The following is a 13,878-nucleotide window of genomic DNA, read 5'->3' on the forward strand; positions in this document are numbered from 1 at the left end:
CACGCGTCGCACCGCCCCGCACCACGCCGCACCGCACCCGCGCAACCCACCGCGCGCCCCCACGCCGCCTTCGACGGTTTTGTCGATGTGCGGCAAAACAGTCAACGGAAAGTCCCCGCACGACTCTTGACGCTGCCTCAATTCAGGCAACAAACTCCCACACTGATAACACAGGCCCTGGACTTTCTTCGGACTTGTACGGAACTCCGAGGCGAACCGGGTCCCTGCTCGATGACGACGGAGGCAGGATGCACAAGCGAAAGCGCCGGCGCGCGGGACTGGCGGCGGTCTGCGCCATGGCGTGCGCACTGGGACTGAGCGCCTCGTACGGCGGAACGGCGCTGGCCCAGGCGCCGGCCGAGGCGACGAGCACGACCCCGGTCTACCTCGACACCAGCTACTCCTTCCAGGAGCGGGCCGCCGACCTGGTGTCCCGGATGACGCTCCAGGAGAAGGTGCAGCAGCTCAGCACCAACAGCGGCCCGGCCATCCCACGCCTCGGCGTCCAGCAGTACACCTACTGGAGCGAGGGCCAGCACGGCATCAACCAGCTCGGCGCCGACCAGAACAACGGCGGGGTCCAGGGCGGTGTCCACTCCACCAGCTTCCCGACCAACTTCGCCTCGTCCATGTCCTGGGACAAGGACCTGATGTACCAGGAAAGCACCGCCATCTCGGATGAGGCGCGCGGCTTTCTCGACAAGTCCCTCTTCGGCACCGGGCAGAACAACCTCGGCCCGTCCGCCGACGACTACGGCGACCTGACCTACTGGGCGCCCACCGTCAACCTCGACCGGGACCCGCGCTGGGGCCGCACCGACGAGGCGTTCGGCGAGGACCCGTACTTCGTCGGGCAGATGGCCGGGCAGTTCATCGACGGCTACGAGGGCAACAACCAGGACGGCACCTCGCAGACGGGCTACCTCAAGGTCGCCGCCACCGCCAAGCACTACGCGCTGAACAACGTCGAGGACAACCGCACCGGCATCAGCTCGGACGTCAACGACACCAATCTGCGCGACTACTACACCGCCCAGTTCCGCAGCCTGATCGAGGACGCGCATGTCGCGGGCCTGATGACCTCGTACAACGCGATCAACGGCACTCCGTCGACCTCCGACACGTACACCACCAACGAACTCGCCCAGCGCACCTACGGGTTCGACGGCTACATCACCTCCGACTGCGGCGCGGTCGGCACCAACTGGCGGCTCTTCCCGGGCGGCCACGACTGGGCGCCGCCCGGCTGGACCACGGAGACCCCCGAAAACGGGGACAACCCGACCTGGACCGAGACCGCCACCGGCACCACCCTGTCGGGCCAGGCGGGCGGCCAGGCGTACTCGCTGCGGGCCGGCACCGACCTCAACTGCACCGGTGACGAGGCCACCACGGCCAACATCGAGGAGGCCATCAAGGCCGGCGCGCTGAGCGAGGGCGTCGTCGACACCGCGCTGGTGAAGGTGTTCACCGTGCGGATGGCCACCGGCGAGTTCGACCCGGCGAGCAAGGTGTCGTACACCGGGATCACCAAGGACCAGGTGGAGAGCCCGGCGCACCAGCAGTTGGCCACCAAGGTCGCCGACAACTCCCTGGTGCTGCTGAAGAACGCCAAGCCGGCCGCCGCCGGCAGGCCGCTGCTGCCCGCCGATCCGGCCACCGCCAAGAAGGTGGTGATCCTCGGCGATCTCGCCAACACCACCTCCCTCGGGCTCTATTCGGGCGACCCGACGCACAAGACGAGCCCGGTCCAGGGCCTGAAGAACGCGATCTACGCGGCCAACCCCACCGCTTCCGTGGTCTACGACGCGGCCGGCACCTCCTCGACCGCCACCGGCGCCGCGGTGCTCTCCGACAAGACCAAGGCCGCCATCCAGGCCGCCGACCTCGTGGTGGTCTTCGTCGGTACCACCCAGGCCAACGGCGACGAGGGCAACGACCGCGACAACATCGACATGCCGGGCAACTACGACTCGCTGATCGACCAGACCGCCGCCCTCGGCAACGACAAGCTGGCGCTGGTGATCCAGTCGGACGGGCCGGTGAAGATAGACGACGAGCAGGGGAAGGTCTCGTCGGTCCTCTTCAGCGGCTACAACGGCCAGGACCAGGGCACCGCGCTCGCCGACGTGGTGTTCGGCGCCCAGAACCCCTCGGGGCACCTCAACTTCACCTGGTACAAGGACGACTCGCAGCTTCCCGACAAGCAGAACTACGGCCTGACGCCCGGTCAGACCGGCGGCCTCGGCCGTACCTACCAGTACTTCACCGGCACGCCGACCTACCCCTTCGGCTACGGCCTGAGCTACAGCGGCTTCTCCTTCACCGGTGTCTCGGCGAACAAGTCGCAGATCACGGCCGACGGTTCGGTCAAGATCGGCGTCGACGTGACCAACACCGGCAAGGTGGCGGGCGCCACCGTCGCCCAGCTCTACGCGGCGACCCCGTTCACCGTCCCCGGCGTCGAACTGCCGCAGAAGCGGCTGGTCGGCTTCGCCAAGACCAAGGTGCTGAAGCCCGGCAAGAGCCAGCACCTCACCATCGCCGTCAAGGCCGCCGACCTGTCCTTCTGGGACGCGGCGGGCTCCCGGCAGAAGGTCTACGACGGCGGCTACAAGTTCCAGCTCGGCGCCGACTCCGCGCACATCGCGGGCACCGCGAGCGTCAAGATCACCGGCACCCTCACCCCCAAGGTGCAGACGGTCACCGTGCAGCCGGAGAGCATCGTCCACAACGCGGGCGACACCTTCAGCCTGACCGGCCGGAACCGGTGGATCAAGGACGACACCGACCCGACCCGCGAGCAGCGCGACCTGTCCATCACCGCTGACCACGTCGTGGAGGCGGTCAACAACGACCAGTCCTTCGTGAACCTGAGCACGGCCAAGGTCACGTACGCCAGCAGCGACCCGAAGGTCGCCACGGTCGACAAGCAGGGTGTGGTGCACGCGGTCGCCGACGGCGTCGCCACCATCTCGGCGACGGTGGGCGGTGTCACCGGCTCCACCCCGATCGTGGTCCAGAACACCCTCACCCTCCAGGCGCTGCCGATCGCGGACGCCGGCAGCACGTTCACCGCGACCACCACGTACACCAACGGGAGCACCAGCGCCGCCACCAATGTGACGGTGGCGCTCAACACCCCGGCCGGCTGGACCGCCACCGCGACCACCCCGGCGAGCTTCCCGTCGGTCGCGCCCGGTCAGAAGGCCACCACGACCTGGGAGGTGGCCGTGCCGGCCGGCACCGGCCCGGACTCCTTCACCCTGAACGCGACCGTCACCGCGCCCGGCGGCGACATCGGCGCCCAGGCACCGGTCACCGTGCCGTACGCCTCCCTTACCGCCGCCTACAACAACTCAGGCATCAGCGACGACGCCAACACCAAGGCGGCGAGCCTCGACGGCGAGGGAGCCAGCTTCTCGCTACAGGCCCTCGCCGCCGCGGGCTGGAAGGCCGGCGAGAACACCGACCACGACGGGGTGTCCTTCCCGTGGCCCGCCACCGCGGGCACCGGCAGCCCGGACAACGCGGTGGCCGGCGGCCAGGCCATCAAGATCACCGGTAGCGGGGCCAAGCTGGGCTTCGTCGGCACCAGCGCCTTCGGCGCCACCTCCGGCAGCGGCACCATCGTCTACACCGACGGCACCACGCAGACCTACGCGCTGGCGCTCGCCGACTGGTGGTCCGGATCCGCGGCACAGGGCAGCGACATCGCCGCCACCACGCCGTACCTCAACAACGGCGGCGGACAGCAGACCCAGAACGTGCACATCTACGCCGCCACCGTGGATCTGCTGCCCGGCAAGACGGTACGGGCCATCACCCTGCCGAACGTCAGCAAGACCCAGGTGGACCACCAAGTGGCCATGCACCTGTTCTCGGTGGCGATCGGCGACTGACCCCGCCGCACGCCGTACACCGCACCCCGCACGCTCAGCCGCACAACGCCGCGGGGACCGTTTTCCCACCTCGGGAGGCCGGTCCCCGCGGCCCGGCGGCCGGCCCCGCGGCCGGTTCAGCCGCCGGAACCGAACGCGGAGTCGAAGGAGGCCGCGGGCGGTTCGATCGCGGCCAGCGCCCGTACATGCGCCAGCGCGGCGGGCGCGCCCAGGGTCCGGTCCATCCCGGCGTCCTCCCACTCAACCGAGATCGGCCCCTCGTACCCGATGCTGTTGAGCATCCGGAACACCGGCTCCCACGGGACGTCGCCGTGGCCGGTGGACACGAAGTCCCAGCCGCGCCGGGGGTCGCCCCACGGCAGATGCGAACCGAGCCTGCCGTTGCGCCCGTTGAGCTGCTTGACGGACTCCTTGCAGTCCACGTGGTAGATGCGGTCCTTGAAGTCCCAGAGGAATCCGACCGGGTCCAGGTCCTGCCAGACGAAGTGGCTGGGGTCGAAGTTGAGTCCGAAGGCGGGCCGGTGGCCGATCGCCTCCAGCGCCCGCACCGTCGTCCAGTAGTCGTAGGCGATCTCGCTCGGGTGCACCTCGTGTGCGAAGCGCACGCCCACCTCGTCGAAGACGTCGAGGATCGGGTTCCAGCGGTCGGCGAAGTCTGCGAAGCCGCGGTCGATCATCGCCGGCGGCACCGGCGGGAACATCGCCACCGTGTGCCAGATCGAGGAGCCGGTGAAGCCCACCACCGTCTTCACCCCGAAGGCGGCCGCGGCGCGGGCGGTGTTCTTGATCTCCTCGGCCGCCCGCCGCCGCACGCCCTCCGGCTCGCCGTCGCCCCAGATCCGGGCCGGCAGGATGCCCTGGTGCCGCTCGTCGATCGGATGGTCGCAGACCGCCTGGCCGGTGAGATGGCAGGAGATCGTCCAGCAGCGCAGCCCGTGCTTGTCCAGCGTGTCGCGCAGCTTCGGCAGATAGGCGTCGTCGGCCAGCGCCGCCTCGACGTCGAAGTGGTCGCCCCAGCAGGCGATCTCCAGTCCGTCGTAGCCCCAGCGCGCGGCGAGCGCGCACACCTCGGTGAAGGGCAGGTCGGCGAACTGGCCGGTGAAGAGGGTGACGGGTCGGGCCATGAGCATCCTCCAGTGGTCAGGACGTGACGGGAATGTGCACACCGAGCGCCGTCGAACTCGCCTCGACCGCCGCGAGCACCCGCTGCACTTGCAGCCCCTCGGCGAAGGACGGCCGCGGGTCGACGCCGTCCGCGACCGCCGTCACGAAGTCGCGCACCTGATGGGTGAACGTGTGCTCGTAGCCGAGGAGATGGCCCGGCGGCCACCAGGCGTCGAGGTACGGATGGGTCGGTTCGGTCACCAGCACGCGCCGGAAGCCGGCCGTGCCGGCGTCCTCGGAACGGTCGTAGAAAGCCAGCTCGTTGAGCGACTCGGCGTCGAAGGCGAGAGCGCCGGCCGAGCCGCTGACCTCGATCCGCATCGCGTTCTTGTGCCCGGTGGCGAACCGGGTGGCCTCGAACACCCCGATCGCGCCGCCGTGGAAGCGCGCGGTGAACAGCGCCGCGTCGTCCACCGTCACCTGCCCCCGCTCGGTGCCCGCCGTGCCGGACAGGCCGCTGGACTCGGCGGGCAGCGGACGCTCGGTCACGAAGGTCTCCAGCAGCGCGCCGACCGAGACGATCCGCCGGCCGGTGAGGTACTGGGCGGCGTCGATGCTGTGCGCGCCGAGGTCGCCGAGCGCCCCCGACCCGGCCCGCTCCTTGCGCAGCCGCCAGGCCAGCGGGAACTCCGGATCGACCAGCCAGTCCTGGAGGTAGCTCGCCCGCACCTGCCGGACGGTGCCGATCCTGCCCTCCTCGATCAGCCGGCGGGCCAGCGCCAGCGCGGGCACCCGGCGGTAGTTGAAGGCGACCATGGACCGTACGCCGTCGGCCCGCGCCCGGTCGGCCGCCTCGGCCATCGCCACTGCCTCGGCGACCGAGTTGGCGAGCGGCTTCTCGCACAGCACGTGCTTGCCCGCGGCGAGCGCCGCCAGCGCGATCTCGGCGTGGCTGTCACCCGGGGTGCAGATGTCCACCACGTCGATGTCGGCCCGCTCGACCAGCCGCCGCCAGTCGGTCTCGTACGACTCCCAGCCGTAGCGCGCCGCGGCCCGGCGTACGCTCTCCTGCGAACGGCCGCAGACCGCGGTGAGCCGCGGCCGGCTGGGCAGGTCGAAGAAACGGCCCGCGGTACGCCACGCGTGGGAGTGCGCGGCGCCCATGAAAGCGTGGCCGATCATGCCGATCCGCAGGTCAGGGGGTGCGGGCGTCGTCACGTACGTCCTCCTCGTGGCGGGGCCGAATCGTTATTCATCCGGCATCGACTGAAAGTCAGGGTGCCGGATAGAACAGTTCGCGAGTTTCTGCCTGAACTTCGTCATAAGTCAAGGCTCTTGACGGAAGGACGGGGAGAAGGCACGGTGCGCATCAGCTCACCGTACGTACACACCCCGGGGGTCATGATCGACACGCCAGTGAACCTGCGCGAGGTGGGCAGGCTGCGGGTCCTGGAGGCCCTGCACACCACCCCGCGCAGCAGCCGCCCCGAACTGGTCCGGGTCACCGGCCTGTCCCGGGCCACCGTCTCCTCCCTCATCGCCGACCTGATCGCGGTCGGCCTGGTCACCGAGGACGAGGGCTCCGAGGAGCCGGAGCCCCGGCGCACCGGACGGCCCGCGCAGTCCCTGTCCCTGGTGCCGAGCGCCGGTTACGCGATCGGCGCGGACATCGGCCACCAGCACGTCCGGGTCATCCTCTGCGACCTGTTCGGCGCGGTGCTGTGGGAGCACTGGGTGGCCAAGGAGGTGGACCGGGCCCCCGAGGAGACCCTCGACCTGGTGGCGGTCCTGGTCGGCCGCGCCCTCCAGGAGACCGGCGTCACCCGGGCCGGCGTGCTCGGTATCGGCGCGGGCATCGCCTCACCGGTGGAGAAGACCAGCGGCGCCCTCGGCGCCGAGGGCATCATGCCCGGCTGGGTCGGCCTGCGGCTCACCGACGAACTGCGCCGCCGCACCTCGCTCCCGGTCCGTGTCACCAACGACGCCAACGCCGGGGCGCTGGCCGAGCGGATGTACGGCGCCGGGCGGGCAGCGAGCGACATGGTCTACGTGCGACTGTCGGCCGGTATCGGCGCGGGCATCGTGAGCAACGGCCGGCTGCTGCTCGGCGCCCGCGGCCTGGCCGGCGAGCTCGGCCATCTGCCGCTGATCGTCGACGGCCTGATCTGCCGCTGCGGCAACCGCGGCTGCCTGGAGACGGTGGCCAGCCCGGTCGCCATCGCCCGTCTGCTGTCGGACAGTTGGGGCCATCAGGTGGCGGCAGGCGATCTGCCCGAGCTGATCCGTCGCCGCAACACCGGCGCGCTGCGCGCCATCCGGGACGCCGGGGACGCGGTCGGCCGGGCGCTGTCCACCCTGGTCACGCTGCTCAATCCCAGCCTGATCGTGGTCGGCGGCGACCTGGCCGGCGCCGGGGAGGACATCCTCGACCCGATGCGGGCGGGGGTGCGGCGGCACACCCTGCCGTCCGCCGCCGAGAGCGTGGAGATCGTCACCGGCGGCCTGGGCGACGGAGCGGAGGTCAGGGGCGCGGCCGGCCTGATCCTGGCCGACGCGCCGCAGCTCCTGTCCGCCACCGCGGGTGAACCGCCGGCCCGGGAGGCGGAGCCCGCCTGAGGCGTTCCCGTCTTCCCGGGCCGAGCTGTCGCGTGCCGGACGCGGGCGGCGGGCGTGCCCGGCCGGCCCGCCCCGGCACCGGAGCGCGGGGGGTCGTCACCGGTCCGAAGGGGCTCTTCCCGCCGACCCCGGACCACCGGCCGGTGGCCGGTCGCTCGCGCGGTTCCCCGCGCCCCCTGCGGGCGCCGCCCCGACCTCGGCCGGAGGCGTTGTGCCCCGCCCGGGTCAGCTCACCGCGCCGTGCCGGAGATCACCGCGCCGTGCTGGAGATCACCGCGAACACCGCTCCTTCCGGATCGGAGAGGGTGGCGATGAGGCCGAACGGGGAGTCGTGCGGGAGTTCCAGCACATCGCCCCCCAGTTCCCTGGCGCGGGCCGTCACCTCGACGGTGTCGCCGACCTCGAAGTACGTTATCCAGTGCGCGCCGTGCTCTCGGGAGAGGTTGCGGCCGACCCCGTGGATGCCCGCCATCGGACGGCCGCCGACGGTGAGCAGCACCCGGTCCGCCTCGCCGCCCTCGGACGGTTCGGTGCCGAAGCCGAAGACCGCCTGGTAGAACTTGGTGACCACGGACGATTCCCGGGTCAGCAGCTCGTTCCAGGCCACCGTTCCCGACACCCCGGTCAGATCCGCGCCTGGCTGCCCGCCGCCCTGCCAGATGCCGAACACCGCCCCTGACGGGTCGATGGCGATCGCGAGGCGCCCGTCATCGCCGGCGTCGAGCGGCCCGATGCCGACCGTACCGCCGTACTCGCGCACCAGGTCCGCCGCGTGGTCCACATCATCCACGGCGAGCATGGTGGTCCAGGACACCGGACGATTCGGCTCCGCGGCGCCTTCGCCGATCGCCGCGATCCGTTGTCCGTCATACTCGGCCAGAACGTACCTGCCCAGTTGCTGAGGGCCCGGCACGAACTCCCAGCCGAGCAGCGCCCCGTAGAACTCTTGTGCCCGATCCGCGTGCTGGGCCATCAGACTGGCCCAGCACGGGGTGCCCGGCGCCCGCCGGCTCGGTACCTCGATCATGCGAAACGTCCTCCTCGCGGGCGGACCCCTCGGTGCGCGCCCGGCAACTCGGTGTCGATGAATGCCGATCGTTCCATTTCCGGCCGCCGGGCGCGCCCCCGGCCGCGCCGCATTCATCAACGCGCTGCCCCTACGCGACCTGACCGACGCGTTTCGTCCGCCTCGCCCTGGCCGTCAGGGGCCGCGAACCCGCTCCGGCGGCCGGACACGGCCCCCCACAATAGGCGTATGGAACCCATCATCTCTGCGGCAGAACTCGCCGAAATTGTTGGCCGAACGGCGATGCTGGACGTCCGCTACCGGATGGGCGGACCGCCAGGACCCGACGAGTACGCCAAGGGCCATCTCCCCGGCGCCCGTTATGTCGACCTGGACGCCGAACTCGCCGCGCCGCCCGGGGCGCGCGGCCGGCATCCGCTGCCCGACCCGGCGGACTTCACGGCCGCGATGCGCCGGGCCGGGGTCGACCAGGACCGCGATGTCGTGGTGTACGACGACTGGAACGGCTGGGGGTCGGCCCGCGCCTGGTGGCTGCTGCGCTGGGCGGGCCACCGGCGGGTCCGGGTGCTGGACGGCGGTCTCGCCGCCTGGACCGCCGCGGGACAGCCGCTGAGCACCGAGGAGCCCGCTCCCGGCGAGGGTGACTTCACCGCGTCGCCCGGCGCCATGCCGCTGCTCGACGCGGACCGGGCGGCCGAACTCGCCCGGCGCGGTGTGCTGCTCGACGCCCGTGCCCCCGAGCGGTACCGGGGCGAGACCGAGCCGATTGATCCGGTGGCCGGCCACATCCCCGGCGCGGTCAACGCCCCCACCACCGACAACGTCGCCCCCGACGGCCGCTTCCGGCCCGCCGCCGACCTCGCCGCCCGCTTCACGGCCCTGGGCGCCGATCCCGCCGCCGAGGTCGGGGTGTACTGCGGCTCCGGTGTCTCCGCCGCCCACGAGGTGCTGGCGCTGGCCACCGCGGGGGTCCCCGCGGCCCTGTACGTCGGCTCGTGGAGCGAATGGACCACGGACCCCACCCGTCCCGTGGCGACCGGCGACGCCGCCTCCTGACCCCGGGAGCGGGCCGATCGGCATACGGGTGGGACCACGGGTAAGGGGCGGCCACTTGGGTGGCCGCCCCTTACCCGTCAACTCCGCGAGGGGAGGGGTCAGTCCTTCTTGCGACGGCTGCCGAAGACGATCTCGTCCCAACTCGGCACGGTGGCTCGGCGGCCGGGCCGGACGCCGTCCGCCTCGGCCTGGCGGTCGGTGGTGCCCTTCAGCCGGTCGCGGTGGCCCGCCACCGCCCGCGGCATCAGGACATCCGCGTAGGCGGAGCCCGCACTGGCCGCCGGGGCGGCCTCTTCCTCCTCCTCGACCGCGACCTCCGCCGCCGGGGCGACGTCGGGCGGGGTCGGCGGAGCGGGCACCACCATGTCGCCCCGGAAGCTCGGCACCGCCTCCAGCAGGCTGGTCAGCGAGTCCCGTTCCTCCGCGACCTCCGGGCGCTCCTCGGCGCGCGGCTCGGTCTGCCGGTCCAGGGCCCGGTCCAGCGGGCGGTCCCTGGGCAGCCGGGCGATGCGCGGCACGAACGGGAAGCTCGGCTCCTGCTGCGTCTGACTCTGGGCGGTCTCGCCGATCAGCGATCTGGCCTCGTCGTCCACCGCCTGCACCAGCCGGCGCGGCGGGTCGTAGGTCCAGCTCGCGGAGTGCGGTTCACCGGCCACCCGGTAGACCAGCAGCACCTCCCAGGTGCCGTCGTCCCGCCGCCAGGAGTCCCACAGCACGGTGTCCTTCTCCGCGCCGCGCAACAGCAGCCGCTCCGCGACCGCCTCACCGAGCTGGGGCCCGGTGCTCTCGCCCTGCCGGCGTACCGGGGTCTTCCTGGCCCGCTCGGCCATGAACGCCCGCTCGGCCAGCACCGGTCCCTCGAAGCGGCGGACCCGCTCCACCGGGATGCCGGCCATCTGGGCGACCTCCTCGGCGGAGGCGCCGGAGCGTATACGCGCCTGGATGTCACGGGGCCGCAGATGGCTCTCGACCTCGATCTCGATCTGGCCGAGCCGGGCCCGGTCGTTGCGGACCGCGGCCCGCAACCGCTCATCGATGGGGAGCGTGTATTCCGTGCTGTCGGCAGCCTTGAGCACCAGTCGTGTGCCGTCGTTGCTGACGGCCACGACTCGCAGTTCGGGCACGGTTACCTCCCGGGTGGTGCCTGCCGACGTCCGATGCGTCGCTGCTCCCGTTCGACACGAGTGTGGCCTGCCCGGGTGCAGCGTGCCACAACCTTGCAGAGTTACCCGGCGTGTCGGGAGTACATAGTGACACGTCGTTATGGGACGGTGGACGATTGGCCACGGAGCGTGACCAAAAGGCGACCGGACGGGCACCGGGCGCCAGGATTCGTCACGGTACTCCATTCGGACCACCGCGGGGTGGCTGGCGCGCCGTCGAATGTCGTCCGTGCGGCGGGAGTTGAGTGACGCGACTCACATATGCGCCGCGTTTCCGGCAGGTAAACGCCGGATGGGTGCCGAATGGGTGCCGAGTGAAAACCGATGAAAAGGGGACGTACTCCTACGAACCAAGCACCCTTCGCAGGTAGTCGTTCCCGAACAGGCGTCCTGGGTCCAACCGGTCCCGTACCGCGGTGAACTCACCGAAGCGCGGATACACCGACGCGAGGTACGCCGCGTCGCGGCTGTGCATCTTGCCCCAGTGCGGCCGGCCGCCCAGGCCGATCATGATGCGCTCCACCGCGGTGAAGTACTCCTGGTACCGGCAGCCCCGGTACATGTGCACCGCGATGTACGCGCTGTCCCGCCCGCACGCGGTGGACAGCGGGATGTCGTCGGCCGGCGCGACCCGCACCTCCACCGGGAAGCCGATCCGCAGCGACGACCGCTCCACCATGGTCCGCAGCTCGCGGACGGCGGTCACCGCGGCCTCCCTGGGCACGGCGTACTCCATCTCCACGAACCGCACCCGGCGCGGACTGGTGAACACCTTGTACGGGACGTCGGTGTAGGTACGGGCGCCCAGCGCGCGGCTGGAGACCCGGGCGATCCCGGGGATGGCGGCCGGGGCGGCCTTGCCGAGGGAGCAGGCGGCCTGGAAGACCCGGTTGGACAGGAACTCGTCGTCGATCCAGCCGCGGACCGGGTGCACCGGCGCGGCGGGCCCCTGACTGCGGTTGTTCCGCTTGGTGTTGCAGCTCGCGGTGTGCGGGAACCAGTAGAACTCGAAGTGCTCGTTCTCCGTCGTCAACTCGTCGAACTCGTCCATCACCCGATCGAAGGGCATCGGCTCCTCACGGGCCGTCAGCAGGAAGAGCGGCTCGACCGCGAAGGTCACCGCGCTCACCACACCGAGCGCGCCGAGCCCGATCCGGGCCGCGGCGAACACCTCCGGGTTCTCCTGCGCCGAGCACGTGAGCACCGAGCCGGCCGCGGTCACCAGCTCGATGCCCCTGATCTGCGCGGCGATCGAGCCCGAGTCCCGGCCGGTGCCGTGGGTGCCGGTGCTGACCGCGCCGGCCACGGTCTGCTCCATGATGTCGCCCATATTGGTGAGCGAGAGGCCGAGCACGGTCAGCGCCGCGTTGAGGTTTCTGAGCTGCACCCCCGCCTCGGCGGTCACGGTCCCCGCGGTCCGGTCCACGGAGCGGATCGCGGTGAGCCGTTCGGGGCGGATCAGCACCCCGTCGGTGGCCGCGGCCGCGGTGAAGGAGTGCCCGGAGCCCACCGCCTTGGCGGTCAGCCCGTCGGCGACGGCCTGCCGCAGCACCGCGGACAGCTCCGCGACCGAGCCCGGCGCCACACTGCGCGCGGGCGCGGCCGTCACGTTCCCCGCCCAGTTACGCCAGGCTCTCCCGGCTGTGCTGGTCGACCCGACCGTCTCGGTCATGGCTGTTCTCCTCCCGCTCCGGAACCGGCCGCAGCCGGCGTTTCCCGAAGAACGCCACCGCCACGGCGACCAGCGCCGCGCCGGCGGGCACCGCGAACGCCGCCGACGCGCCGTGGGCGTCGATCACCCGGCCGGCGATCGAGGCGCCGGCGGCGACGCCGACCGCGAGCCCCGTGGAGGTCCACGTGATGCCCTCGGTCAGTTTCGCCCGCGGTACCAGCTCTTCCACCAGCCCCATCGCGGTGACCATCGTCGGCGCGATGGTCAGTCCCGACAGGAACAGCGCACCGGCCAGACACCACAAGTTTCCGACCAGTAGTGGCGGGATCATACTCACGGACATCAGTGCTATGCCCACCAGGAACCGCCCGGAGCGCGTGCCGCGCGGGGTGATCAGCCCGAAGACCAGGCCCGCGAGGCACGAGCCGAGCGCGTAACTGGCCAGGACCAGACTGGCCAGCGCCTTGTGCCCGCGCTCGTCGGCGAAGGCGACGGTGGTCACGTCGATCGCCCCGAACACCGTGCCGGTACCGACGAAAACCCCGGCGAGCACCGGCAGCCCGGGAGAGCGCAGCGCGCTGCGGCCCTTGGTGTCACCGCGCGGGTGGGGCGGCGGCTCGGTACGGCGCTGAGCGGTCAGCAGCAGCACACCCGAGCCGAGGAAGACGATCGCGAGCAGCGGCCCCGCTTCGGCGAAGAGCGCCGTGCAGAGCCCGATGGACAGGATCGGGCCGACGATGAACACGATCTCGTCCACCACCGACTCCAGCGAGTACGCGGTGTGCAGCAGTTCCGGGGAGCCGTGGTGGATCGCCGACCACCTGGCCCGCACCATCGCGCCCATGCTCGGCGTCAACCCGGCGCCCAGCACACACACGAAATAGACCCAGTCCGGCGCCCCGGCGCGCACCGCGACCAGCAGCCCCGCCACCGACGCCACCGTCACCGCGCTCACCGGGCGCAGCACCCGCCGCTGCCCGTGCCGGTCGACCAGCCGGGAGACCTGGGGACCGCAGAGCGCGCCGGAGAGCGCCAGCACCGCCGCCAGCGAGCCGGCCAGTCCGTAACGCCCGGTGAGCTGCGAGATCATCGTCACGATGCCGATACCGAGCATGGAGAGCGGCATCCGCCCGACCAGTCCCGCGGCGGAGAACGCCCGGCTGCCGGGAACCGTGAAGATCGCGCGGTAAGGGCTGCTCACGATGGCTCCCGGGGCTTACGAGTAAGGCACATGGCTGGCTCACACAGCTTACGGAGCGGGGCAACCGGATATGCGTCGCGCGCCGGCCGAGCCGGGGCGGCTCCCCGGCCGGGCCGGGGGCGGGGCGGGGGAGCCGC

The 13,878-nt window shown here is 71.6% G+C and carries 9 protein-coding genes; 3 read left to right on the forward strand and 6 right to left on the reverse strand.

Annotated features, from left to right (window positions below; genetic code table 11):
* The first annotated feature begins 248 nt into the window (after positions 1-248).
* Positions 249-3,902 (forward strand): glycoside hydrolase family 3 C-terminal domain-containing protein, encoded by a 3,654-nt coding sequence (locus OG519_RS26730; protein WP_405588875.1) that lies wholly within the window; start codon positions 249-251, stop codon positions 3,900-3,902.
* A 116-nt stretch (positions 3,903-4,018) separates the two neighbouring features.
* Here the strand turns inward: OG519_RS26730 and OG519_RS26735 are convergent, their stop codons facing one another.
* Both OG519_RS26735 and OG519_RS26740 read right to left on the reverse strand, forming a co-directional pair.
* A complete protein-coding gene (locus tag OG519_RS26735) occupies positions 4,019-5,026 on the reverse strand; it encodes a sugar phosphate isomerase/epimerase family protein (RefSeq protein WP_405588878.1) in 1,008 nt (335 codons plus the stop codon).
* A 16-nt stretch (positions 5,027-5,042) separates the two neighbouring features.
* Complete coding sequence (locus OG519_RS26740) at positions 5,043-6,188, reverse strand: Gfo/Idh/MocA family protein (protein ID WP_405593027.1); 1,146 nt, start codon at positions 6,186-6,188, stop codon at positions 5,043-5,045.
* 219 nt (positions 6,189-6,407) lie between these two features.
* Here OG519_RS26740 and OG519_RS26745 point away from each other — a divergent pair, with 219 nt between their 5' ends.
* Positions 6,408-7,622, forward strand: a complete 1,215-nt coding sequence (locus OG519_RS26745; protein ID WP_405588880.1) for an ROK family protein — start codon at positions 6,408-6,410, stop codon at positions 7,620-7,622.
* Positions 7,623-7,872: 250 nt separating this feature from the next.
* Here OG519_RS26745 and OG519_RS26750 read toward each other — a convergent pair whose 3' ends face one another.
* Positions 7,873-8,649, reverse strand: a complete 777-nt coding sequence (locus OG519_RS26750; RefSeq protein WP_405588883.1) for a VOC family protein — start codon at positions 8,647-8,649, stop codon at positions 7,873-7,875.
* 228 nt (positions 8,650-8,877) lie between these two features.
* Here OG519_RS26750 and OG519_RS26755 point away from each other — a divergent pair, with 228 nt between their 5' ends.
* A complete protein-coding gene (locus OG519_RS26755) occupies positions 8,878-9,705 on the forward strand; it encodes a sulfurtransferase (RefSeq protein ID WP_405588886.1) in 828 nt (275 codons plus the stop codon).
* 98 nt (positions 9,706-9,803) lie between these two features.
* Here the strand turns inward: OG519_RS26755 and sepH are convergent, their stop codons facing one another.
* The 3 genes from sepH to OG519_RS26770 all read right to left on the reverse strand — a co-directional run bounded on the left by sepH (position 9,804) and on the right by OG519_RS26770 (position 13,741).
* Complete coding sequence (gene sepH, locus OG519_RS26760; protein ID WP_405588889.1) at positions 9,804-10,829, reverse strand: septation protein SepH; 1,026 nt, start codon at positions 10,827-10,829, stop codon at positions 9,804-9,806.
* Between the two features lie 382 nt (positions 10,830-11,211).
* Positions 11,212-12,540: a D-arabinono-1,4-lactone oxidase gene (locus OG519_RS26765; RefSeq protein WP_405588892.1), complete on the reverse strand. Its 1,329-nt coding sequence runs from the start codon at positions 12,538-12,540 to the stop codon at positions 11,212-11,214.
* Complete coding sequence (locus tag OG519_RS26770) at positions 12,491-13,741, reverse strand: MFS transporter (RefSeq protein ID WP_405588895.1); 1,251 nt, start codon at positions 13,739-13,741, stop codon at positions 12,491-12,493. Before OG519_RS26770 ends, OG519_RS26765 begins: the two co-directional genes overlap by 50 nt.
* Positions 13,742-13,878: the final 137 nt, after the last annotated feature.

This window comes from Streptomyces sp. NBC_01190, from assembly GCF_045039895.1.
In the GTDB taxonomy this organism is placed as follows: Bacteria; Actinomycetota; Actinomycetes; order Streptomycetales; family Streptomycetaceae; genus Actinacidiphila.